Origin of the sequence: Rheinheimera metallidurans, assembly GCF_036983985.1 — a bacterium.
Lineage (GTDB): Bacteria > Pseudomonadota > Gammaproteobacteria > Enterobacterales > Alteromonadaceae > Alishewanella > Alishewanella metallidurans.
Window position 1 is genome coordinate 143120 of sequence record NZ_JALAHQ010000003.1, and the last position, 23964, is coordinate 167083.

A 23964-nucleotide genomic window follows, 5' to 3' on the forward strand; every position below is an offset into this window, starting at 1 on the left:
TTAAAAGCTTTGGTTGGCGGTGATCCTAATTTCCGTCGAGCTTAGGTTGTGGTTGTCGCTAAGCGCTTTGGTTAAATCGATATGGATCATGGTGCCGCGGCTAGAGTGACTAGACAGTAAGCGCACACCCGTACCAATGCCCACTAAGGTACCACCGGAAGAGGTATTGGCATCTTGTTCTTTAGTCTGCCATATTTTGCCCGCATCGACATAACCAGCAAAAGCTACATCTAGTAATTGCCATAATGACCAGTCGGTATAATGCCGATATTCTGCAGTAATAACTGCCCGAGACTTGCCGCTACGAAAGTAAGCGGGGTAGGCGCGTAGCTGATCTTCGCCGCCAATATACAAGGGCTCATCACGAAATGGGTTTTGTCCCTTATCAAGCGTTAGCTTGCCAACAATAGTGTTGTAGTCGTTAAGTTGCTTAACCAGTTGCCAGTGAGAGTTAAATAGAAACTGCGTTTGTTCAAACTGACGCTGAGTATATCTAGCGTCGGATAATAACCATAAATCTGTTGCTAGCTGCCAGTTTTTAGTTGCGCTAATCGACCAAAATAACGCATTAACGTCTGCTCCCAGCTTTTCATTATACTGGCCAATTTTTGCATTAAATTGCCAGCCTAAGTTGAAGTCTTCGGTGCGGTTAAAAGAGTTGATGTTGTACAGTTTTTTATATTTGGCTTGAATATATTCGTACTCTGCCCAGTAGCCAGTTAGGTTTCTATCTTCGGCGAAGCCAAATAGAGTACGGTCATTTTCGTAAAATTTGTGGCTATTTGCCTCAAAAGCAAGCTTTAAGCGGTGCACATGCTTACTATTAAGATTAAGTTTGTAACCAAGTTCAGCCTTAAATTTGTTGTGTTGGCGCTCATAGCTGTTGTATTCCTCGCCGGCATCATATTCGTTAACGTCTTCAGATATACGTTCAATATCAAAGCCTAAAGCCCAAGGTGAGGATAGCCGGTAAAATGGGCGATTAATTCCCAGTCGATAGTTATTACCATCACTATTTTTACTGTAGGCTACGGCGCTATTCCAAAAACTACCAAACATATTAGGTGATAAAAATACAAAACCTGCTCCGCTGCGTTCACTGTCATGCTTATATTCTAAGTTTAGGCGGTTGCCCGTACCTAGTAAGTTATCTTCATCAATGCCTATGGCACTTTTACTGCGCCCACCTTCACTAGAAAAATCGAGCGTTGGTAGTAACGACCAATTATCCCAAGTCGACACATTAACAATCACGCTGTTGCTCTCGGTACAATAATGGGTAATGCGTACTTCTGCTTCACGAATGTAACGTCGACTACGTAATAAGCGCTCGGTTTCAGCTAAGTCTTTTAACCGCAGAGTGTCTGAGGGCTGAAATAACAAATCATCTTCTAATACCGATTCTTTAGTGATGGTATGGGTATAGTTAGCAAATTCATGTAGCCAAAAAGAATGTTTGTCAGTTAAGTCAAATACGTTGTTTGCTGTGTAAGTAATACTTTTTATCGTAACGTTTTGCTCATCAACCAGAAAGTTATTGTCAGCAACAGCTTGGCATTCAGCTTGGGCTTGGCCGGCTAAAAGTAGCATGACTGCTGTAGCGACAAGGTTTTTCATTGGTTACTCCATAAGCCGTTATCAGTCGACTGTAGTTATGTTGCCTTAAGGTAACATTAACGTTTAACTTCAGGGAGATATTAATTTTTTTGTTGGTGAAGGTATACCGTACGCTGCGGAAAGGGTATATCAATACCTGCATTATCAAACGCAATTTTTATTTCTTCCTGCAAGCTATTACGTAAATCACGAAAGTTTTCTCGTTTAGCCCATACTGAAAATTGAATATTAAGCGCCGAGTCGCCAAAGCCAACAAACAAAAATATAGGTTTGGGTTCATCAAGGCATAACGGATTTTTATCAGCCACTTCAGTTAAAATACGCCGTACTAACGAAATTTGCTCCTTATATGCAACGCCCATTTGTAAATCAAAACGACGTATTGGAAAGCGTGTCAGGTTGGTGACCTCACTTTTTATTAGCGTTTCATTGGGTATGCGCACAAATAAGTTATCAAAAGTACGCAACTTAACTGACAGTAAATCTATCGACAACACTTCGCCGGTGGTGTTACCTATTTTTATCGTGTCGCCTAGGCGAAAGGATTGTTCGCCAATAAGAAATAAACCACTAATTAGATTAGACGCTGAAGTTTGTGAGGCAAAACCAATAGCAACCGATAATACGCCAGCAGCGCCTAATAAAACGCTAAGTGAAAACCCCAGTTGTTGTAATGCTGAGGCAAAAAATAATGCTAGAACTAGCCAATAAACCAGCCGTTTAAATAGCACTATATGGTGCTGCGAAAAGTTTTTGCTAAAAAACCGACTGACTGCGCGCGACGCGATACCGGCAACAAGAAAACCAGCAAGTAGTAATACACCGGCTTTAATCATGCTGCCAATTTGTTCGGATTGTAACCACTGTATTAGTTGTTCAGTCATGTTCACCTCGTCTAGTGGTTAATATATCGGCAAAAGCACGAAATAAGTTGTGCTTCTCTGATTTTAGCATTGGCTCTGATAGCAAGGTTGCACCAGCTGCATCGCTAGCTGATAGCTTGCCGGTGCGAAAATGCGTTAGTGGCTCTAATTCTTCATGTTTAAGTGTTATTGGGTTGGTCCACAGGTTGCCATCTGGCAGCGCAAATAAAGACAAATAGGGTACGGGCACACTAATTTTGTCGATACTGAGCATTTTGCTGGAATTATTATGAATAGTTACCGGAGTAATGGCGCGATATGAGCGCTGAGGTAACTCCGCTTTGGTATGGCGAGCATTGGTTTTATCAGCATAGCAAAGCTCACCCACTTGGGTAGATGGGCCAAACCAAGTGTCGGACAAGCGTTGTACGATAATGTCTTGCAGTACAATGTCTGGCTGTTTTAACGTTAGCCTTACTGATACCGGCGAACTAATGTAAAATGTAGTTTGCTCATTGGGCGGTAAGCTAACGGGTTGAAATGTTTTTACTACGATAGGGCGATCTAGCAGTTGGGGCAATAACTGGTAAATTGCTGGGCTTTGTTTGAATAAATAGCGCTGGCAAGTTAGGTGCACTGGGATCATGTTTACCGCGTTGTTAAACAGCGGGTCTGCTTTTTCTTCTGTGTTATATTCATACGCCAACAACCATTGCTGGGCTTGGCGTTGTACATAAACATGCAGTGGCCCTAGCCGATAGTGCCAACAAGCGTTTATAGCCAGCTCTTGTGGTTGCCACCAAGCGTGATGATTAGTTGTTGTGCTTAACATTTATCTACCTATAACTAAGCTTTTCGCCATATTAGCAAGAACCTGAGCTAACGCCCAATGCGATATTCAGTTGTGATTCACTGCTATGCTATTATAAAATAGCGTGAATTTTTCTTATTTAGCAATACGTTAATTTATTAACGCGGAGGTGACACTGCTATGGAACTACCAGCATTAATCACCACGCTGCGCAGTGCGCTGGAATCAGACACCGTACCTCTGCTTAGAGAGCAGCTTATTGATGTGCATCCAGCTGATTTAGCGTCTGCTTTGGTTGAGTTTGAGACCAGCGATTTATGGACGCTATTAACGGTATTTCCCCGTGCTGAACAGGCCAAGGTGTTTGGCTACCTGCCACCAGAAGAGCAGGTTAATTTATCTATTCGTATCAGTAGGCGTAAATTAGCGCCGATTATTCGGCAAATGCCGCCGGATGAACGGGCGGCGCTGTTTCACCGGTTAAGTGACGAGCAACGTGAAACGTTACTGCCAGCCTTGGCGCAAGCTGAGCGTGAAGACTTATTGCGTTTAACCGCTCATGAGCAAGGTACGGCCGGTTCGATTATGACATCGGACTACGCTATTTTAGCGACGGACTTAACGGTTGCGCAATCGCTTGAATCGTTACGTCGTGAAGCACCGGACAAAGAAACCATCTATTTTGCTTATGTAGTAGATCATCATCGTAAGCTTATAGGTGTTGTGTCGTTGCGCGATCTTATTCTTGCGCCAGTATCGATGCCAATTATCGAATTGATGAACCAAGATCCTATTTGCGCCAGCGTCGATATGCCGCAAGAAGAGGTTGCGGCGCTTATTGCGAAGTACGACTTATTAGCACTGCCCATTATTAATAACCAAGAGCAAATGGTGGGTATTGTTACCTACGATGACGCGATGGACGTTGCCGAAGAAGAGGCTACAGAAGACTTTCACAAAAATGCGACCATCGGCAAGCTAGAAAGCAGTGTAAAAGATGCCAGCATTATGCTGTTGTATCGTAAGCGCGTGCTGTGGTTAGTAATATTGGTATTTGGTAATATTTTCTCTGGTGCGGGTATCGCTTATTTTGAAGGCACAATTTCTGCTCATTTAGCATTGTTATTTTTCTTGCCACTGCTAATTGGTAGTAGCGGTAATGCGGGGGCACAATCGGGCACGTTAATGGTACGGGCATTAGCTACCGGCGATATTAAAATGCGTGACTGGGGTGCACTGCTGGGCAAAGAATGTTTAGTTGCAGGCTTGCTGGGTTTTACTATGGCCGCAGCCGTTGTTGGCTTAGGCTGGTGGCGCGGTGGTTATGATATTGCGATAGTGGTGGCGATAACCATGATGTTTGTCGTGATGGTAGGTAGTTTAATTGGTTTATCACTGCCATTTTTACTAAGCCGGTTTAACCTTGACCCAGCAACAGCAAGTGGGCCACTTATTACCTCTATCGCCGACGTAGCTGGGGTAGTGCTGTACTTCTCTATTGCTACTTGGTATCTGGGGTTGTAATTATAGTACCAACATAGCGGCTAAAATAATCGCCGCTATGTTGGTACTTTATACGCAGTGACGCCGTTAGCAAGTTCTTTGGGTTCAACGTGGACAACTAACTCAATACCAAGCTGTAGCAACGCAATTTCAGCTTCGTCTGCTAACTTATGGGCTTTTTCTACCGTCCAGTGTGCTGGAACCTGCATATCGGTTTGGGCAAATTGTAGTGTGGCTGCAGCTCGAGTGCGCAGATGAATAAAACTAACTTCCGGGCCGCCGATCGCTGCTAGCGTCTGTTCAATTTTAGCAATGTCTTCATCAGGCAGAGCCTTATCCATTAGGCCATTTGCCGCACGAAACAAAATGCCATACCCTTCGTACACAATATGCAGCGCCACGGCAATAGCCACTAAAGGGTCAAGCCAGCTATAACCGCTTACTGCGGCTAGCGCTACACCAATAATCACACCTACCGTAGTCCATACGTCGGTCATTAAATGTTTACCGTCGCCCTCTAACGCGGGTGAATTATGCTGTTTGCCACCACGCAACAATAACAGCGCGATAGCCAAGTTAATTAAACTCGCCAATACCGTAAATGCGGTACCTATGCCCAGAGTAGAAATAGGTTGCGGGTTTATTAAGCGCTCAATGGCAGTAATACAAATAGCAAATGCAGCAAGCAGTATCATGCCGCCTTCAAAAGCTGCTGATAAGTATTCCGCTTTACTGTGACCATAAGGGTGGCTGTCATCAGCGGGGCGTCTTGCTAGTGTAACCATAAAGAGCGCAAAACCAGCGCCGGCGACATTAACCACTGATTCAATAGCATCAGATAAAAAGCCAACTGAACCGGTAATGTACCAAGCTAAGGTTTTTAGCGCCATGGTGACAAAGGCAGCTAATAAAGACAGTAATAATAGTTGGCGAGGGCGCAGGTTTAGCATAGAGATGAGTCGCAAATAGTCAGTATATTGTTGCAGTGTAGAGTAGCTATTTCGCAATGTCATGCGTTGAAGTAAAAGCGGTAAAAACACAAGGTAATAAAACGCTGCTGAGGCGTTAAGGCACCATCAGCAGCGCTTGGGTATTGCTATACGCTTTTTTTAAGTAACTTTCTGCCGCCAAGAAGCATTAAACCTGAGGCTAACAAAATCACAGAACCAGACTCTGGCACTGGATTAGGTGTAGGGTCAACAACAATGTTACCGTTACGCGCAGTAAAAACGTAACGACCATCGATATCGCTATTGTAACGATTATTAATTAATGAATTTATACCTGAGTTTAAGAAGGCACCGTTGACCGCAGAGCCCGCTAATTCATAAAACGTACCTGGATTATTTGTGCCGTTGGAAAAGCCAGCACGAGCAGATGAGCCACCTAAACCGTTTTCATCTGAATCACTGGCAGTTCCGGCTTCCCACATAATATTGTCGTAGTTAAAAATGATGTCAAAATCACCTGCAGCAATATCACTTCTGTCGACTAAAATTAACTGAAAGCTATTAAAGTTAGTATGCGTTGAATCGCTGAAATAGTAATCAACATCAAGCCAGTTTACGGCAAAAGCGTTAAAGCCGTTAAGCTGGCCTTGGCCGTAAGTGACTAGCTCACCAGCATTGCGAGTATCTACGTCTGCGAAAAAAGGCGCAATAATTTGCTGTCCAGTTGAGGTTAAGTCAAAAGGGGTGTAAGCAGAGATTGGGCTATCAAACGTCACGTTACCGTTGTTGTTTACATACAAATCACTGAATACTAAACCGAAAAAGTTTACGTTAAAACCAATAGACACTAGCCCAGTAGAGCCGTCATCGTTACCCGGTAATGTATTATCGTTAAAACCAGTAATAATGGCGCCAGCAAATGCTGGGGCGCTTAATGACAAGGCGAGAATTCCAGTTGAAAGTAATTTTTTTAACATTTTAATCTCCAACACTTAACCATTTTAATTGTTATTTTACTAAAGCATGAAGTATGCCAATAAATTACTCTATGTTTTTCAGTTGGATATTAATTGTTAACAACAAGATATGTAAAATTAGCTGTCAGTTTTTCCTACGATTGCAGTTAATCTAGAAAAGCTCTACACTTGCCGCGCAACCAAGGGGTGCAATTGCTGAGATGCCGAAAGGCGAACCCTATGAACCTGATCCGGATTATACCGGCGGAGGGATGGTGCTAACTCCTCATGCTGGTGTGATCTCTATGTTGTTTTGGAGACTCATACAAAAATGCGTTTTATACCTAGTTTAATCACGCTGACAATGGCTATTCCTGTAGTAGCTACTGCGGAGCAAATCAACCTTGATGCTGCGTCGCTAGAACGCATTGAAGTGCAAGGTGACTTTCGTCGTCATTCCGTTCAGCAACTTTCGGGTAGTATTGCCGTGCTTACTGACGATGACGTTAAACGAACTTCAGCACAGCACCTTGATGATTTACTACACCAGTTTGCCAATGTTAACTATACGTCCGGCGCGTCTCGCGGTCGTTATTTGCAAGTACGTGGCGTGGGTGAGCGTAGCGAATACTCCGATACTATTAACCCGTCAGTTGGGGTGTTAATTGATGGCATTGATTACTCAGGTATGGGCATTAGCGCAATACATGATATTGCGCAAATAGAGGTTTTTCGTGGCCCTGAAGCAACCCGTTTTGGTGCTAATGCGTTGGCCGGTATGCTAAATTTAACAACCAAAGGGCCATCCATAGCGCCTGAAGGTAAGTTTAGTGCTACGTTGGCGAACTATGATAGTTACCAATTAGCCGGCTTGTTTAGTAATGCCATCAACGACAGCCTAGGTTTTAGCCTAGCGTTAGAACAGCAAACCTCAGACGGCTTTATTGAAAATGGCTACTTAAACCGTAATGACACCAACAATATTGACGAATTTACGGCACGCTTTAAATTACGCTATCAGGTTAATCAGCATTTAATGCTGCAATTAGTTACGCATTTAGTTGATCAAGATAATGGCTTCGATGCGTTCTCGTTAGACAATAATCGCACTACGCTATCAGATGAACCTGGCCAAGATATAATTCGTAGTAAAGCCTTAGCGCTGCAAGCTGAATATACCGGTGCTGAATATTTTACCGCGTTTGGTCAAATTAGTTGGTTAGATGCAAATAGCGATTATGGTTTTGACGAAGACTGGGCTTATGCGGGTATTCATCCAGATGAATATATATCAACTGATCGCTATTTACGTGATCGTGAGCAGCTAAGCGTTGATTATCGTCTGGTATCTACACCCGAAGGTAAGCTTGGTAATAGCGATTGGGTGTTTGGTATTTACGCAGCTAATAAACAGTTTGATTTAACGCGTATTGTTTTTCACAAAAATCGTCAGTTTGATAACGAACTAATACGGCGGAATTTAGCTGCCTATGCTGAATTAACTACACCGTTAAACCCAGGCTGGAGTGTAATTACAGGTTTACGCGCTGAACGTTATGATGATGACTATGCCGATACCAGCGGTAATCAGATCCAGAACCACGATACTATGTGGGGCGCAAAACTCAGTTTAAACTATCAAGTTAATCAACAAGCCTTAATTTATTTATTAGCATCGCGCGGTTATAAGGTTGGTGGTGTTAACGGCGAAGCCTTGTCTAAAGCGAAAGATAACGATTTAGCTGCACTACAAACCAAAGCCAGTTTTGCCCCTGAAACGCTATACAACGCCGAGTTTGGTGTAAAAGGCAGTGCTTTAGATCAAAGCGTGGTTGCGCGTGTAGCTGCGTTTTATATGTGGCGTGATGATATGCAAGTTAAAGGCTGGCTAAACCCGAATAGCGGCCCAGAGTTTTCCGGTTTTATTGATAACGCCGGTAGTGGCCGTAACTACGGTATTGAAATGGAAAACCGTATCCAGGTAAATTCACACTTAGCTGTGTTTATTAGTGCAAGCTGGCTTAAAACTAAGCTAGGTAATTACACGACCATTGCTGGCGACGATTTTACCGGGCGCGAGCAAGCGCAAGCACCACGGTTTCAATACAGCGTTGCTGCTGATTGGTATATCACTGAGCCACTAACCTTCAATATTAGCCTGCAAGGCAAAGATGAGTTCTTTTATTCTGACGGCCATAGCGCGCGCTCGTCACGTTACGAGTTAGTTAATCTGCGCTTAAGTTATCAGTTAGAGCAATGGAATTTAGCCCTGTGGAGCCGCAACGCGCTAGATAAAGACATTGGTGTACGTGGTTTTTACTTTGGCAATGACCCCCGCGATGGCTACGAGGCGCATACTTACGAGCAATTTGCTGAACCCCGCCGCATTGGCGTTAGCGCTAGCTATCAATTTTAATTGGAGATAAACATGAAATTAACTGTAGAAATAAGTAGCTATCCATTAGCGGATGATTATCTCACTCCAATTAAAGATTTTATTGATCAGTTAAATCAGTATCCGTCAATTTTAGTGTTAACCAACACGTTAAGCACGCAGTTATTTGGCGAATATGATGACGTTATGCATGCCTTACAGGCATGTATTAAATGGTCATATGAAAAGTACGGTAAAGTGATTTTTGTTTGTAAATTTTTACACGGTGACTTACGGCCATGAACCAGCTTATCTCGCAGGCTATCGAGCAATGGCAACTTATGCACAGCATTGAGCTGATAGCAACGCTATTGGCGTTAGCCTACGTGATACTGGCGCTAAAACAAAGTTTATGGTGTTGGCCAGCGGCGTTACTAAGCACTGTGCTATTTACTCATGTTATGTGGCAGTCGGCATTGTTGTCGGATGCCATTTTGCAGTTGTATTATGCCGGTATGGCACTTTATGGCTGGTGGCGTTGGCAACAGTTACGCCAAGCAGCGCCGGATACTCGCGGGCCGGTGTATGAATGGCATTGGCAACGGCATTTGGGCTTAATTGTTATTACGGCAATAGCAGGCTGGGTGCTAGGCGTGGTAATGCACAACTATACCCAGGCCGACTTTGCTTATATTGATGCGCAAACCACTGCTTTTAGTGTGATGGCAACTTTATTGGTTGCTCGTAAGCTGGTATCCAATTGGTTATATTGGGTGGTGATAGACGCGGTATCAATTTATATTTATGCACAAAAACACCTGTATTTTCTTACTGGCTTGTTTATGCTGTATACGGTTATTGCAATTGCAGGGTACTTTATATGGCGCAGTCATTATCAACAGCAGCCGACCATGAAATTGAGCATGTAACGCGCTTATGTCAGCGGCTAGAATTTTTTGTTAGCCAACCGCCGTTAAAAGTCCGTGCTTTATCTCAGGGCGAAAGTAACCAAAGTTTTTATGTAAGCACTGCGCTCGGTGAATATGTGCTGCGTAGTTATCCGGTCGGCTCTGATATCTGTCGACATCAAGAACTACGCTGTCAGCACGCAGCTGCGGCAAAGGGGTTAGCACCTGCACCGCTTTGTTTAAATAATCATTATCAAGTTATGTTAAGCGAGTATATTCCAAACGGTGTGGCTTTTGATTATACCCAGCACGGTTCAACCTTACTATTAACTGCACTTGCTGCCTTTCATCAATTGTCGGTACAAACACCGCAACTTGAATACCCCAGATATTTACAGCAGCTAATTAAGGCCGTGCCAACCACATTCGTTATAGAGCCGTTGTTATTGGCAGCATTACAGCGAGCTGCGACAAAGCTACAGTTATTATCGACTGACATTGTGTTATGTCATTTAGATTTACATGCGGGTAATTTGTTGTTCGCAGCAGACAAGCTCTGGCTACTTGATTTTGAATACAGCCAATTAGCTGATAGTAGTCTTGATCTAGCGGCGGTAAGTTTACATTTTAATTTGACCGAGCAGCAAGAACAGTTAATGTTAGCGGAATATGTGGGCTATCGCGGTTTAGCTGAATTGTTAGAGCCACTGCGTAGCAAGTTATTTTTAGCAAAACAACTTTACTGCGGCTTTTGCTGGTTATGGTACTTAGCGGTTCCCGGTTATGAAGCGCAGGCCAAGCGCTGGCAGCAGCGCTTGCAACACGTAGAATAATTGCTAGCGTTATAATCCGCCTAAGCGCTCTGCTAGTGTTTTATATCGCTTTACGTCATCGGCATTGAATAATGGTTTACCTGCGGTATCTTTCTCTGCGGGTACAAGCAAGTTTTCCCTTGCTAAACGTTCAACTCTTATTGCTTGTACACCTAAAAATTCTGCTACCTGCTCAACCGTCATTAACGCCATGTCATTTTCCCTGTTTATAATAAGTTTAAAGTAATAGCTTAAAACCAGCCATTTGTGAATAGATTAAATAAAGCGGCGTATAATATCTATGTATAAATATACTCAGTTACACTTTTTACGCTGTGCAAATTTGGTTTATTGTAATGATTATGTTAGTTTTTCTGCCTGCCTTATTTTGAGAGAAAACTAATGCGTAAACATACTATTGCTCTGCTGTGCTTAAGCAGTTTAAGCAGCTTCTGGCTAACCGCAGCAGAACTCACCGCGCCGATTGCCGTACAACAACCCTACACTGTAACCTCAGCCAATGGTGACCGACCAGATCCTTATTATTGGCTACGTGACGACAGCCGCACTTCACCAACAGTATTAGATTATTTGCAGCGCGAAAACGACTATTTCGCACAATATAGTGCTGGTTATCAAGCGTTAACTGACAAGCTTACCGATGAGATTATTGGCCGGATTAAACAGGACGATAGCTCAGTGCCCTACAATAAAGGCGATTATAGCTATTACACCCGTTTTGATACCGGCAAAGAGTATCCAATATATCTGCGTAAATCGTTAAAAGACGGCACCGAGCAGGTGATGCTAGATGTAAACGTATTGGCCGCTGGTAAAGATTTTTATCAGGTGGCGAATATGCGTGTTAGTCCTGACCAAAATTTACTGGCCTATGTCGACGACACTAATGGCAGACGTCAATACACCTTGAAAATACGTGACTTACGCACCGGAAAAGATTTACCCGATCAGTTAACTGGCTTATCTAGCAGCATTGCTTGGGCTAAAGATAGCAAAACGTTATATGTGGTTAAAAATGACCCTGCTACCTTACTTAGTACCCAGGTATTACAGCATACACTAGGCAACGATGTTGCCAGTGCTCGTCAAGTCTATGAGGAAAAAGATAATAGTTTTTACATGGGTATAGGTAATACCGGTGATAATAACTATGTCGTTATTTATCTTGGCAGCACGGTATCGACCGAAATGCGCGTACAAGACGCCAGTAAACCTGATAGTGAATTTAAAGTGCTGGCACCTCGGCAGCGCGACTTTCAGTACTCGGCTAGCCATATTAACGACCGCTGGGTAATAAGCACCGATTGGGACGCGCCTAATTTTCGTTTAATGAGTGTAACTGATGACAAAATTGGTGATCGTAATAACTGGCAGCCATTAGTTAAGCACGACGACAAGGTATTTATTGAAGACTTTGAGTTATTTAATAATTACTTAGCGATTAACGAGCGCAGCGATGGCTTGCGTCGGTTAAAAGTCATGCCGTGGGCTGCACCAGATAAGGCCTTCTATGTCGCATCTGACGAATCGGCTTATGTTATGGCGTTTGAAACCAACGTTGAACCTAATACTGACTATGTGCGCTATGTGTACACGTCACTGACTACACCTGCTAGCACTTATCAACTGAATATGAAGACCGGTGAAAAGCAGTTGTTAAAGCAAACTGAAATACTGGGTGGTTTTGATAAAAACAACTATAAAACAGAACGGGTTTGGGCCACAGCGACTGATGGCGTAAAAGTGCCTATTTCACTGTTATACCGTAAAGACTTTAAACGTGATGGCAGTGCACCGCTATATCAGTACGCGTACGGCTCTTACGGTAATTCGTCTGACCCTTCATTCCGTTCAGTTGCGTTGTCGCTGGTAGATCGCGGCTTTGTTTATGCTATCGCGCATATTCGTGGTGGCCAAGAAATGGGCCGGCAATGGTACGAAGATGGTAAGTTACTGCATAAAATTAATACCTTTACTGACTATATAGCAGTAACTGATTATTTAGTTGCTAACCAATATGCGGCGAAAGACAAAGTGTTTGGTATGGGCGGCAGTGCTGGCGGTTTGCTAATGGGCGCAGTGGCTAACATGGCACCAGAAAAATATCGTGGTTTAGTGGCGCATGTACCCTTTGTTGATGTGGTTACCACTATGTTAGACGAAGGTATTCCGCTAACTACCAACGAGTTTGACGAGTGGGGTAACCCAAAACAAAAAGCCTATTACGATTACATGTTGTCTTACTCGCCTTATGATCAGGTAGCTAAGCAAAATTACCCTGCGATGTTAGTGACTACCGGTTTACATGATTCGCAGGTGCAATACTTTGAGCCAGCAAAGTGGGTGGCAAAACTGCGAACCCATAAAACCAATAATCAGCCATTAATGTTTAAAACCAATATGGAAGCAGGCCATGGCGGTAAGTCTGGACGCTTCTCAAGGCTGGCAGAAAATGCTCAAGAATACGCGTTTATTCTTAATCTGTTAGGCCAAACAAAATAAAACCCAACAGCAAAAAAGCCGAGCAGCATTGCTCGGCTTTTTTGTTTGTATCGCCGCCTATTTACACCTAATACCCTCGGTTAAATTTATTTTTACGAATGATAATCATTATTACTTGAGATCTATTCTCATTTGCACTATTGTGCGCACCGCAGTAAATAATAATAATTATCATTTATGGAGAGTGTGGTGTTTTCATTTAATCGAATTATCTTGGCAAGTGCCTTAGTTAGTGGTGCGTTTATGGCTCAGGCGCATGTGCCCTACATACAACCAGCTAGTTTCGAACCTATACGCGGCGGTTGGGTAAGTTTAGATGCGGCTTTTGCTGAGCGTTTCTTTATTCCAGAACTTGCTTTTAATGACAGTGAGTTTTCTGTACTAACACCAACAGGAGCTAAGGTTAAGCCATCATTAATGCAGTACAGCCATACGCGAACTATGGCTGAGCATCAGCTAACTGACGACGGAACCTATCGCTTTAGCACCGGTTTGCGTTATGGCGCGATATTCCATACCTATGAGTACAACGGCGAGCGTAAAAGCAGCCGTGACGCTGATTTTGTCTTACCCAAAGGGGCCAAATCGTTAGCGCATTTTCAGGCGGTTACCCGAGCTGAAACCTATGTTAGCAAAGGCGCGCCAGATCACCGAGCGTTAACGCCTAGTGGTGAGGCATTAGAACTCGAATTTCTTAGCCACCCTAACGATCTTTATACCGACAGCCAAGTGCGAGCTCGACTGCTATTTAACGGTAAGCCGTTGGCCCAGCAGACGGTAAGTACTTACTTAGTTGTCGCTGGCGCTAATGATGAAAAAGTGACACACCAGCTAACTACAGATGCTGCTGGCATTCTAAGTTTTACTCCAGAACAGGCTGGTACCTACTTGCTACTAAGCCGTTACCGCACTGATGCACCTGCCTCGGCTAAGGTGCCGCAATACAGTTATAGCTACAGCGTAGTGCTAGAAGTTACGCAATAAACTTAGCTTAAAAGGAATTTATCTCATGAATAAACAACAATTTTATACCCGCCTATTTATAGCCTTAAGCGGCGTTTATCTTAGTGCGTGCAGTAGTTCGGATGTCAACACACGCCAAGCGTTAAAGCCTGAGCAGCAAAAACAGCTGGCCGCCGAGCGCGCTAGCCAATTACGGCAAACGCATGTGCGGTTTAATGCATTAGACACCGATGAAGATGGCTACATTAGCCAAGCAGAGTTTAAACGTTCAGGCGACCGTGCTTTTAAACGTATGGACACCAACCAAGACGGTGTGCTTTCAGCTGCCGATCCAAAACCTGCTCCTCGTGGTGAAGACACCCGCAGTGAACAAACGCGATTACAGCAGGAAATCCAAAGAGCTGAAGCAAATAAATCGGCACAACCGCGGCCTGAACGCTTACTTATTATGCCCACTACACATTCGAAAAATGGCCTATTAGCGATGTATGACACGAATAATGATGGCGTGGTTAGTTATGCGGAATATGAACAAGGTCGAGCATTACAGTTTGCCAAAATAGATAGCAATAACGACGGTGTACTGAGTTACGACGAATATATTGGCGAGTTTGCTACGCGCTTAGATCAACAAATAGCCCTTACTGTACAACCTAATTAAGCTCGGTACTCGGAGATTAACATGACAACGCAATACAAGGTGTTGGCGCTGGCTATTAGCTGCGCTTTGCCTCATAGCACTTTTGCTAACACAACATCGCCCGTAGAGCTTGCTACTGCTCAAGTAGCAGTCACAACTGAAGTGGAAACCAAAGCTAATACCAAGCAAAGCCAGCAACTTAGCGCTGAACAGTTGCAGCAGCAACAAGCACAAAACATTGCCGATGTGGTGCGCTTTATACCTGGTGTTAGCACTACAGAGTTAGGTCGTTTTGGCAGTAATGGTTTTAATATTCGAGGCTTAGATGGTGATCGAGTGGCGATGACGGTTGATGGCTTATCATTAGGTGAAAGCCTAGACCCACCTAATAGCGCGCCTTATGAATTTTTTCGGTCTGCCAGAGGCGGTATTGATATAGATGCGTTAAAACGGGTCGAAATTATAAAAGGGGCTGATGCTATTGCCGCCGGCAGCGGTGCGCTGGGTGGCGCGGTGTTGTTTGTTACTAAAGACCCTGCAGACTACTTAGACGCAGAAGGTAATGACACCTATTTGGCTTTGAACGCCGGTTTTAGCGGTTTAAATAATGAAACACAATTGGGCGCTACCTTAGCTAATCGTAACGATAAGCTAGAGTCGTTACTGGTATATACCCACCGCGATGGCAGCGAAAGCAAAACCGCGCGCTCGGGCGCTAATATTGCGGGTGCAGGCCGCACTATTGCCGACCCGTTAGATTATAAAACTGATAATGTTTTGGCAAAGTTGCAGTATCAGCTAACAGCTAAGCAGCGTTTAGGTTTTACCGGCGAATATTTCAATCAACACAGTGTGTTAGATAATCAATCTCGGCTAGATAAAACCTATTTGAAGCGAACTGGTGATGATGTTATTGAGCGAAAACGGCTTGGAATACAATACGAATGGCTAGCCGCTACGCCTTGGGCTGATGCGATAAATACGACAGTTGATTATCAAACAAATTATACCAATGGCCTGACTACGATGTTAACAACGGGCTGTGCCGGGCCAATAAATGGTGGCGTAACGCCTTGTTTGCGCAGTGAAGACCGTGATTTTAAACAGCAGCAGTTAAAATTTGCTTTAGCACTTGATAAAAATCTGCTGCATGACAACGCGCAACAACAATGGCTTTATGGCGTATCAATGGAGCGGCGCAAGGTTGAATACTCTGCCGTTGACCGGCGTTATTTAGGCCAGACTGACGATCTAGCCAGCCCGCCAGAAATTGATCCTGATCAGGTGCCAAAAACCCAAGTTACCGCAGTTAGTGTGTATGCACGTGATGCCATTCAGTTTAATTCAGGCTGGACACTAAGCGCTGGTGTGCGCTTAGACACATTAAAATATAGCCCTGAGTTTGACGCGCAATTTGTTGATAAGAGTAACAGCGTACAAGATGTCGATTTTTCGTCGGTAGTTTGGCAAAGCAACCTTAGTTATCAAGTTACGCCAAGCCAGCAACTGTGGTTGCAGGCGGGTCGTGGGTTTCGTGCACCAACAATAGGTGAAATGTATTCGCCAACAGCCCTAGTTAGCCGTACCGAAAAAGCTACCGGTGCTGTGGTAGATAACTTATGGAGCAGTGTTGCTAACCCTGATTTACAGGCAGAGCGTAGTTTAAACCTTGAAGCGGGTTATCGTTACCAAACTGATAATATTCTGCTTGGCGTATCTGTATTTACCGATAAATATAGCGAGATGATCGATAGCATAACGCTAATTCAAAACCCAGATATTATTTATCAAACCTGTAACGCCGGCAACTGTACCGACTTACAAGGTAACCAATATAATACCGTTGATAATATTGGTGAAGCAGAGGTAAAAGGCGTAGAGGTAGAAATGGCCTGGCGTATTAGCCAAGCAGTAAGTTCACGCTTCGCTTACTCGTATAATCACGGCGAAAAAGCCAATGGTGACCCGTTACGCAGTACTAACCCCGCTTCTGCGGTATTGGGTATGCGCTACGAGGGTGAAAGTTGGTATCTTGGTGCTAACCTAACTCATAGTGCAGCGAAACAGAGCAAAGACGCACACGATTCTGCAGCAAATAACATGGTAGCAAAGCCTTTTTTAACCTCAAATTATACCGTGGTAGATTTGCTGGCTGCACTTGAACTGTCGACAAATTGGCAGCTAAAAGCCGGAATTTATAACGTATTTGACACCGAGTATTATCAGTGGCAGCGCGTTCGGTTTGTTACTAATTGGGTAGGTAGCGGTGTAAGAGGGGGTGTACTACCAAACGGTGAAGGATTAGAGCGTTATAGTGAACCAGGCCGTTACGCCAAGCTCAGCATTAACTATAGTTTTTAACGTTTCTCCCGCTGTTGTGCATTTTACGTACCCCAATAGTTAAAGTTGGGGTTTTTTATAGCGCTAGCGTTTTGGCCATACTTAACTGTAATTGTGTGGTGAGTGAATTTAACAACGATTGTTGTTTATTACTCAGGACATGGCACACGGCAAAATCGGCGACGTCTTGCTCGGCAATGTTGGGTAAATCTTTTTTCTGGTATAAAAATTTTTTTGCCGTGTGGCTATCTTCTAATAGCACGTCAACCCGGCCTTGTAACATTAAGCCAAAAGCTTGTTGGTCACTACTAACCGTTATTCGTTTACCTAAAAACTGTTGTTGCTCCGCCATTTTAAAACCGTGAATATGGCTAATGGTGAGTTCAGGCCGTTGTTGCCAGTTGATGAGCTGCTGTGGATCGAGACTATAAGCTCGCAAGTGTAATGCACCTATAGTTACCGGTACGACAATAAATTCTGAGTGTGCTTCGTCCAGCTCACAAGAACGAAATAAGTCTGCATCAAGCTCGCCATGTTGCAGTAAGCGCAATCTACGCTCTGATGGTAAAGCAATAAACTCTGTACGATAACCCAGTTGTAAGTAGGCCGTTTTAAGTAGCTGTTCGAGCTGCAGACTCATTGGCGTAGGGTTAAGCGGCGCACCAATTACAAGAGTATTAGCACTAAGTGTGTGGGCCGAAAATAGTAAGAAAATTAATATCGAACGAATAATCACCACCTCAAAAATAGCGCTAAGCTAACCTAGTATAGCGGTTTACGTACTGACCGCCAAAAAAGGTCAGTACGTATTTATGCTAAATAGACTTTAGTATTTTGCGGCAACGCCAGGGGCTGGTAGTGCGCCTAAAATAAACTCACGTAAATCATCATTAGATTTTTTTAAGTCTTCTTTACGCAGATACATCATATGACCGCTACGGTAGCCTTTAAAGCTAAGGCGATCTTTCATTTTACCGCTTGGGTCTAACTGCCACATATTATACTTAGCATCAAAGTAGTTAGTGGCGCCGTCGAAATAGCCTGATTGGGTCATTACTTTTAAATAGGGGTTTTGTGCCATAGCTTGGCGCAAGTTTTCGCCGGTGTTATCACCACTTCTATCCCACGGGTGCACAGGGCCAAACATATTGTATTTTATGTCAGTATTGTATTTTAACTCCGCACGCACGTAGTAATTCATCGCTGGGGTAAATGAGTGCAGCCATGAGGTTAGTTCGGCATTGTAATCAGGACGGTCGCCAGCATCGCTTTTATCAATACCTAAATAGCGCGAGTCTAAACGGCCAATAGTTTGGCTACGGTCACGAAGTAGTTCTTTCCAAAAGAAACCCGGGTCAATATCTAGGTTATTTTGCAGTACAGCTTGTAACGATAAACCTGAATATGCGGCTACCTGCTGGGCTACGCGCTGCTTTTCTTCGGCACTTATCGCATTGCCTTTGGCTAAAGCAGGTAAGTATTGATTAAGTGTAAAGTCCTCTACTGCCGGTAAAATGTCGTATAAATCTTTTTGCTGTAAGTCAGTACCCAGTTTTTTGTGATACCAGGCTGTGGCGGCAAAATACGGCAGGCGATTAGCGGCATCAACCGGTCCTTCACGCTTAATGCCAAGCTCAGTTGGCGATACTAGCACTACGCCATTTAAGTACATCCACTGCTGGTTTTGTAATGCAAGTGCTAAACCCGATACTCGCGTAGTGCCATAGCTTTCGCCAATTAAAAACTTAGGTGACTGCCAACGCTCATTACGAGTAACAAAGGTATTTACCCATTCGGCTAAATATTTGATATCAGCGTTTACACCAAAAAACATTTTTTGCTGCTGATCTTTAGACGGCATTTTGCCTTCTTTATTGGGTAATACGCGCGAGTAGCCGGTGTTTACCGGGTTAACAAATACAATATCGGCAACGTCTAATACCGAATGTGTATTGGTTTGCACGCCGTAAGGTTGTACTGGATAGCCTTCGTCATCAATAAGTAATGATTTAGGGCCAGTATAAGCAATATGCATCCATACTGACGCTGAACCTGGGCCACCGTTAAATGAAATTAGTAGTGGGCGTGTGCTGCGATCTTTAATATCGCTACGCTGATAATAGGTATAAAACAAGGTGGCTGTCGGGTTGCCTTCTTCATCCCACACCGGTTGTGTGCCGGTAGTGGCGCTATAACCAAAACGTTTACCGTTTACTTCGGTTTTATGTTCGGTAACCACTTTACTGTCTATTTCTATTTGGCGCTCTGTTGCCATTAATGCACTGCTGCACAGCAGTAGCACTAGGGCAAAAGGTTTGAATAGTTGCATAAGTTCCTCTGATATTACTGGTTATTATAATTTTCACTTACTCTGTGTAACGTAAAAACACAAATAATTCAAAGTGCTTGAGACCAATATACGAAAATATGCCGTCATGTACGCTTATTTAAAACGAGAAACGAAACGTGTTAGTAATACGAACTATTATCAGTAATATGTTGTTGAAAATAAACATAATTTTGCCTAGTGGTGGCTTTTGTACTACACTTAGTCGCATGTTTTAACGCCAGATAAGAAGGTTGGTGTAATGAAAGGTCATCCACGGATACTGTCAAAATTAAACGAAGTGCTGACAGCAGAGTTAACGTCTATTAATCAATACTTTTTGCATGCCCGTATTTATAAAAACTGGGGCTTAAAAGCGCTAAATGACATCTGTTATAAAAAGTCGATTAAAGATATGAAGCAGGCTGATCAGCTGATAGAGCGTATTTTAATGCTTGAAGGCTTACCGAATTTACAAGCATTAGGTAAATTACGAATTGGTGAAGACACGCCAGAAATGCTGCAGTGCGATAGCGAGTTTCAACTTGAGCAATTACCGCTATTGCGTGAAGTTATTGCACTTTGCGAAGCAGAGCAAGACTATGTTAGCCGCGACATTATTACTGACATTTTAGAATATGAAGAAGAGCATCTAGACTGGTTAGAAACGCAGCAGTATCAAATTGGTAGCCTAGGGCTGGCAAACTATTTACAAGCACAGCTGGGAGGCGAATAAATGAAAGGCAGCAAACAAGTTATCGACGCGTTAAACCAACTCTTATCTAATGAGTTAACCGCGATGGACCAATACTTTATTCACTCGCGGATGTATCACGATTGGGGTTTGCAAAAATTATTTGCCCGTATTGATCACGAATTTGATGATGAAAAAGGCCATGCTTCAGCCTTAATTGAGCGTATTTTATTTTTAGGCGGTGTGCCAGATATGGTTACGCGCGACCCAATTCATGTTGGCCACGACGTACCTAGCATGCTGCAGAACGACTTAAACGTTGAATATGCAGTGCAAAAGCTATTAAAGCACAGCATGGCATTGTGTGAGCAAGAGCAAGATTACGTTACCCGTACGATGTTGCAACAGTTATTAGACGATACTGAAGTTGATCATGCACACTGGTTAGAACAGCAGCTAAACTTAATTAAATTGCTAGGCTTACCAAATTATTTGCAATCACAGATGTAATTATTAGCATCGAACACTAAGGCTCCTAACGGGGCCTTTTTTATTGCTGTCGACACATTTTATTACAATCCTTTTGCGCTCTGTGCTGGTAGATAGCACCTGATTTCATTACATTAGCAATTCTTTTTGTAACATTTTCGTTATATAGGTATAGACATGAAAAAAATATTTATAATCAGTGCGGTGGCGCTAGCAGTACTAACCGGCTGTGCTAGCGAACGTGTAACGTCGACAGACATGCAAAGCGTTCAGCAACAAGTGCAGGGCCAAGTACTGGTTAGCCCGAATGATACTCGAGCCTATAAAATACTAACTTTACCTAATAAAATGGAAGTGATTTTAGTATCAGATCCGGCAGCAAAAAAATCTGCTGCGGCGTTAAGTGTTGGTGTTGGTTTACTGCAAGATCCCATGAGCCAACAAGGTATGGCGCACTATTTAGAGCATATGTTGTTTTTGGGCACTGAGCGTTATCCAGACACTAAAGGCTACAGCGAGTTTATGACCGCCAATGGCGGCGCACAAAATGCTTATACCTGGCTTGATATTACCAACTACATGTTTAAAGTAAACAATGGTGCTTATGATGAAGCACTAGACCGTTTTTCTGATTTTTTTAAAGCACCAAAACTGTACCCAGAGTATACCGATAAAGAGAAAAATGCAGTTAATGCGGAATGGTCGATGCGCCGGGAAATGGACTTTTTTGGCCAATATAATTTATCGCGTAGCATGATGGGCAGCCATCCTGCCAACCGGTTTTTAATTGGTAACTTAGAAACATTAGGCGACAAAGAAAATAGTAAATTACACCCGCAAACCGTCGATTTTTATAATCAGTATTACTCGGCTAATATTATGAAGGTGGCGCTGTTAAGCAACTTGCCACTGAACGAGATGGAACAACTTGCAGTTAAGCATTTTAGTAGCATTAAAAACAAAAATATTGCCTCACCTAAAGTTACGGCAAAACTAGATGTTAGCAAGCTAGGCGGGAAGCGCATTCACTACGTACCGAATGAAGATGTTAAGCAGCTGCGTTTAGACTTTACCATTACTAATAATAGCGAACAATTTGCGGTAAAACCGAATGAGTTTTTAACCTATTTACTGGGTTCTGAAATGCCGGGTGCACCAGCACAACAGCTAAAAGCGATGGGCTTAATTTCTGGTTTAAATGCCAGTGCTGATCCTGGGCTATACGGCAATTATGGTTCATTTAGCATCGACATCGATTTAACTGACGCCGGCATGCAAAATCGCGAGGGTATTGTCGCGACTATTATGCAATATCTAGATTTGGTGAAGCAGCAGGGTGTTGATAATAAATACTTTAGCGAAATTCAAACTAGCTTAAATAACCGTTTTCGCTTCTTAGAAAAAGGCGATGAATTTGGTTATGTGTCTAATTTAGCTGCCGCTATGCAAAACGTGCCAGCGCGCAATGCGGTAAATGCGCCTTTCTATTATCAGCGTTTTGACGGTAAAGCCATAAACGAGGTATTACAGCAGCTAACGCCTGAACACTTACGCATTTGGTATATTAGCAAGCAAGAGCCGCACGATAGCAGCCTGCATTTTTACGATGGTAAATATAAAATTGCAGATATTAGCCTTGAAGAACGGCAAAGCTGGCAACAAAGTCCTAAATTGGCCTTAAACCTGCCGGCAGTGAATCGCTTATTACCAGAAAAATTTGATTTAGTCGCTGCGGTAGCGCAAAGCAAACCTGAGTTAGTGCTGCAAAAAGACGGCATTAGTGCTTGGTTATATCCAAGTCAATTGTTTGCTAGCCAACCACGTGGTGTGCTAGAAATTTTGTTTAATACTAATGTGGCTCAGCACGATATTGACGCCAAAGTGCTGCAGTCACTATGGTATGATCTATACAACTTACAGCAAAGTGCACTAGCTACAGAGGCAGGTATTGCTGGTATGTCTATGGGTTTAACGCCTCGCAACGGCATGGCATTAACTATCGGCGGTTTTACTGATAAACAGCCGCAGTTATTACAGCAAGCATTGGCTGGGTTAACGGTTAGTGCTGATCAGCAAAGCTTTGCCCAGGCTAAAGACCGTTATATTCGTGGGTTACAAAACCAGGGTAAGCAGTTTCCATACGCGCAAGCATTTGGCACGTTCAGCGCATTAGTTACTGATGGTGACTACGAACGCGCTCAGCTTATTGCCGCGGCAAATAAGCTAACAGAAGCTGATTTACAACGCTTTATTAGCAACACGTTAAGCAATAATCAACTGCGTATTTTTGCCTTTGGTAACTACGATAAGGCAATGATTGAGCAGGTAGCGGCTGAGATAAAACAAGCGTTACCCGCACAGCGCGCCGAGCAGCCGTATAGCCGCACGGTATACTGGCAACCAACAGTGGGTGAAACACTGGTAGTGCAAAAAGATATTGACGTTGCCGATGTCGCATTAGTTGATGTGCATATGCACCCTGAACCCTCTTATACCCAATTAGCTCGCGCTACAATCTTAAAAAGTCATTTTAGTAATGTGGCCTTTGATAAACTACGCACTGAAGAGCAGTTAGCTTACGCGGTGGGTGGCACCGCTATGCAGTTAGAAGACTATGTTGGTTTTGCTATGTTTATTCAGACACCGGTAAAAGGCGTGGCTGATATACAAGCAAGGTTTGACAAATTTAAGCAGGAATATGTTACGGCATTAAATGAGTTAACTGAGGAAGCGTTTGCCCAACTTAAAGCCAGCACCTTAGTCTCTTTAAACGAGCCAGCAAAAAATCTGCAGGGTGAAGTGCGGCCTATTATTTCTGACTGGTATCGTGAAAACTTCAACTTCGACAGTAAACAACAACTTATTGCTGCGGTTGAGCAAGTAACCTTAGCTGACGTAAAAGCGTTTTATAATGAAACCATGTTAAATAGCAAGGCGCCACGTATATCCATACAAATGCGCGGCACATCATTCCGTGATCAACCGTTTGCCAATTTACCTGGCCAAAAAATAATTACTGATGTAGCACAATTTCATCAACAGATGAAAAAGCAATAATCAGCATTATGCTTTACTAAAAACGCAGCTTTGGCTGCGTTTTTTATTAGGGTTTAATCAACATTTAATAGGTATTTTGGCCAAATTCGGCATTATCAAGTTGAGAACGGTTCGTATTTATGTTTAGATGCGCGGGTA

General features: G+C 43.3%; 20 protein-coding genes and 1 riboswitch. Of the genes, 12 read left to right on the forward strand and 8 right to left on the reverse strand.

The window, feature by feature from the left end; all coding sequences use genetic code 11:
• From MN199_RS09770 to MN199_RS09780, 3 genes are all read right to left on the reverse strand, one after another.
• Positions 1-1617 carry a BamA/TamA family outer membrane protein gene (locus tag MN199_RS09770; protein ID WP_335739294.1) on the reverse strand — a complete coding sequence of 539 codons (1617 nt, stop codon included), beginning with the start codon at positions 1615-1617 and terminating at the stop codon, positions 1-3.
• Positions 1618-1697: 80 nt separating this feature from the next.
• On the reverse strand, positions 1698-2501 hold the full coding sequence (locus tag MN199_RS09775; protein ID WP_132585504.1) for a mechanosensitive ion channel family protein: 804 nt from the start codon (positions 2499-2501) through the stop codon (positions 1698-1700).
• Positions 2494-3312, reverse strand: a complete 819-nt coding sequence (locus tag MN199_RS09780) for a DUF432 domain-containing protein (protein ID WP_335739295.1) — start codon at positions 3310-3312, stop codon at positions 2494-2496. The genes MN199_RS09775 and MN199_RS09780 overlap by 8 nt, the downstream gene beginning before the upstream one ends.
• 159 nt (positions 3313-3471) lie before the next feature.
• Between MN199_RS09780 and mgtE the strand changes: the two genes are divergently transcribed.
• Positions 3472-4815 carry a magnesium transporter gene (gene mgtE / locus MN199_RS09785; protein ID WP_132585498.1) on the forward strand — a complete coding sequence of 448 codons (1344 nt, stop codon included), beginning with the start codon at positions 3472-3474 and terminating at the stop codon, positions 4813-4815.
• Between the two features lie 35 nt (positions 4816-4850).
• Here mgtE and MN199_RS09790 read toward each other — a convergent pair whose 3' ends face one another.
• Positions 4851-5744, reverse strand: a complete 894-nt coding sequence (locus tag MN199_RS09790; RefSeq protein ID WP_335739296.1) for a cation diffusion facilitator family transporter — start codon at positions 5742-5744, stop codon at positions 4851-4853.
• 146 nt (positions 5745-5890) lie between these two features.
• Positions 5891-6721: a nidogen-like domain-containing protein gene (locus MN199_RS09795; RefSeq protein WP_335739297.1), complete on the reverse strand. Its 831-nt coding sequence runs from the start codon at positions 6719-6721 to the stop codon at positions 5891-5893.
• A gap of 172 nt (positions 6722-6893) precedes the next feature.
• Positions 6894-6990: riboswitch (TPP riboswitch) on the forward strand.
• 41 nt (positions 6991-7031) lie between these two features.
• On the opposite strand from MN199_RS09795, the gene MN199_RS09800 reads away from it, so the two are divergent.
• Genes MN199_RS09800 through MN199_RS09815 form a run of 4 tightly spaced genes read left to right on the forward strand, consistent with a single transcriptional unit; the run spans position 7032 to position 10815 of the window.
• The gene (locus MN199_RS09800) at positions 7032-9116 is read left to right on the forward strand and encodes a TonB-dependent receptor (RefSeq protein ID WP_335739298.1); all 2085 of its coding nucleotides are present in this window, start codon (positions 7032-7034) and stop codon (positions 9114-9116) included.
• Positions 9117-9128: 12 nt separating this feature from the next.
• On the forward strand, positions 9129-9377 hold the full coding sequence (locus MN199_RS09805; RefSeq protein ID WP_132585486.1) for a YkoF family thiamine/hydroxymethylpyrimidine-binding protein: 249 nt from the start codon (positions 9129-9131) through the stop codon (positions 9375-9377).
• Positions 9374-10003, forward strand: a complete 630-nt coding sequence (pnuC, locus tag MN199_RS09810) for a nicotinamide riboside transporter PnuC (RefSeq protein WP_132585483.1) — start codon at positions 9374-9376, stop codon at positions 10001-10003. The genes MN199_RS09805 and pnuC overlap by 4 nt, the downstream gene beginning before the upstream one ends.
• Positions 9955-10815, forward strand: a complete 861-nt coding sequence (locus MN199_RS09815; protein ID WP_335739299.1) for a phosphotransferase — start codon at positions 9955-9957, stop codon at positions 10813-10815. The genes pnuC and MN199_RS09815 overlap by 49 nt, the downstream gene beginning before the upstream one ends.
• Before the next feature lie 9 nt (positions 10816-10824).
• On the opposite strand, the gene MN199_RS09820 is transcribed toward MN199_RS09815, so the two are convergent.
• Positions 10825-11007, reverse strand: coding sequence for a helix-turn-helix domain-containing protein (locus MN199_RS09820; protein WP_132585477.1), 183 nt, complete (start codon positions 11005-11007; stop codon positions 10825-10827).
• Positions 11008-11196: 189 nt separating this feature from the next.
• Between MN199_RS09820 and MN199_RS09825 the strand changes: the two genes are divergently transcribed.
• From MN199_RS09825 to MN199_RS09840, 4 genes are all read left to right on the forward strand, one after another.
• On the forward strand, positions 11197-13317 hold the full coding sequence (locus MN199_RS09825; protein ID WP_335739300.1) for a S9 family peptidase: 2121 nt from the start codon (positions 11197-11199) through the stop codon (positions 13315-13317).
• A gap of 189 nt (positions 13318-13506) precedes the next feature.
• On the forward strand, positions 13507-14301 hold the full coding sequence (locus MN199_RS09830; protein WP_335739301.1) for a DUF4198 domain-containing protein: 795 nt from the start codon (positions 13507-13509) through the stop codon (positions 14299-14301).
• 25 nt (positions 14302-14326) lie between these two features.
• Entirely contained in the window at positions 14327-14941 is a 615-nt protein-coding gene (locus tag MN199_RS09835; RefSeq protein ID WP_335739302.1) for an EF-hand domain-containing protein, read from the forward strand.
• Between the two features lie 21 nt (positions 14942-14962).
• Positions 14963-17281, forward strand: a complete 2319-nt coding sequence (locus tag MN199_RS09840; RefSeq protein WP_335739303.1) for a TonB-dependent hemoglobin/transferrin/lactoferrin family receptor — start codon at positions 14963-14965, stop codon at positions 17279-17281.
• A 55-nt stretch (positions 17282-17336) separates the two neighbouring features.
• On the opposite strand, the gene MN199_RS09845 is transcribed toward MN199_RS09840, so the two are convergent.
• Complete coding sequence (locus MN199_RS09845; protein ID WP_335739304.1) at positions 17337-17900, reverse strand: hypothetical protein; 564 nt, start codon at positions 17898-17900, stop codon at positions 17337-17339.
• A 186-nt stretch (positions 17901-18086) separates the two neighbouring features.
• A complete protein-coding gene (locus tag MN199_RS09850; protein ID WP_335739305.1) occupies positions 18087-19589 on the reverse strand; it encodes a S10 family peptidase in 1503 nt (500 codons plus the stop codon).
• Positions 19590-19848: 259 nt separating this feature from the next.
• Here MN199_RS09850 and bfr (MN199_RS09855) point away from each other — a divergent pair, with 259 nt between their 5' ends.
• The 3 genes from bfr (MN199_RS09855) (at position 19849) to MN199_RS09865 (ending at position 23826) form a co-directional block, all read left to right on the forward strand.
• Entirely contained in the window at positions 19849-20322 is a 474-nt protein-coding gene (gene bfr, locus MN199_RS09855) for a bacterioferritin (RefSeq protein ID WP_335739306.1), read from the forward strand.
• Positions 20323-20790 (forward strand): bacterioferritin, encoded by a 468-nt coding sequence (gene bfr, locus MN199_RS09860; RefSeq protein ID WP_132585463.1) that lies wholly within the window; start codon positions 20323-20325, stop codon positions 20788-20790.
• Positions 20791-20946: 156 nt separating this feature from the next.
• On the forward strand, positions 20947-23826 hold the full coding sequence (locus MN199_RS09865) for an insulinase family protein (protein WP_335739307.1): 2880 nt from the start codon (positions 20947-20949) through the stop codon (positions 23824-23826).
• The last annotated feature ends 138 nt before the right edge of the window (positions 23827-23964 follow it).

Coding starts and splice junctions, on each gene's coding strand:
- MN199_RS09770 (WP_335739294.1), bottom strand. CDS start 1,617: ATGAAAAACCTTGTCGCTACAGCAGTCATGCTACTTTTAGCCGGCCAA.
- MN199_RS09775 (WP_132585504.1), bottom strand. CDS start 2,501: ATGACTGAACAACTAATACAGTGGTTACAATCCGAACAAATTGGCAGC.
- MN199_RS09780 (WP_335739295.1), bottom strand. CDS start 3,312: ATGTTAAGCACAACAACTAATCATCACGCTTGGTGGCAACCACAAGAG.
- mgtE (WP_132585498.1), top strand. CDS start 3,472: ATGGAACTACCAGCATTAATCACCACGCTGCGCAGTGCGCTGGAATCA.
- MN199_RS09790 (WP_335739296.1), bottom strand. CDS start 5,744: ATGCTAAACCTGCGCCCTCGCCAACTATTATTACTGTCTTTATTAGCT.
- MN199_RS09795 (WP_335739297.1), bottom strand. CDS start 6,721: ATGTTAAAAAAATTACTTTCAACTGGAATTCTCGCCTTGTCATTAAGC.
- MN199_RS09800 (WP_335739298.1), top strand. CDS start 7,032: ATGCGTTTTATACCTAGTTTAATCACGCTGACAATGGCTATTCCTGTA.
- MN199_RS09805 (WP_132585486.1), top strand. CDS start 9,129: ATGAAATTAACTGTAGAAATAAGTAGCTATCCATTAGCGGATGATTAT.
- pnuC (WP_132585483.1), top strand. CDS start 9,374: ATGAACCAGCTTATCTCGCAGGCTATCGAGCAATGGCAACTTATGCAC.
- MN199_RS09815 (WP_335739299.1), top strand. CDS start 9,955: ATGGCGCAGTCATTATCAACAGCAGCCGACCATGAAATTGAGCATGTA.
- MN199_RS09820 (WP_132585477.1), bottom strand. CDS start 11,007: ATGGCGTTAATGACGGTTGAGCAGGTAGCAGAATTTTTAGGTGTACAA.
- MN199_RS09825 (WP_335739300.1), top strand. CDS start 11,197: ATGCGTAAACATACTATTGCTCTGCTGTGCTTAAGCAGTTTAAGCAGC.
- MN199_RS09835 (WP_335739302.1), top strand. CDS start 14,327: ATGAATAAACAACAATTTTATACCCGCCTATTTATAGCCTTAAGCGGC.
- MN199_RS09840 (WP_335739303.1), top strand. CDS start 14,963: ATGACAACGCAATACAAGGTGTTGGCGCTGGCTATTAGCTGCGCTTTG.
- MN199_RS09845 (WP_335739304.1), bottom strand. CDS start 17,900: ATGAGTCTGCAGCTCGAACAGCTACTTAAAACGGCCTACTTACAACTG.
- MN199_RS09850 (WP_335739305.1), bottom strand. CDS start 19,589: ATGCAACTATTCAAACCTTTTGCCCTAGTGCTACTGCTGTGCAGCAGT.
- bfr (WP_335739306.1), top strand. CDS start 19,849: ATGAAAGGTCATCCACGGATACTGTCAAAATTAAACGAAGTGCTGACA.
- bfr (WP_132585463.1), top strand. CDS start 20,323: ATGAAAGGCAGCAAACAAGTTATCGACGCGTTAAACCAACTCTTATCT.
- MN199_RS09865 (WP_335739307.1), top strand. CDS start 20,947: ATGAAAAAAATATTTATAATCAGTGCGGTGGCGCTAGCAGTACTAACC.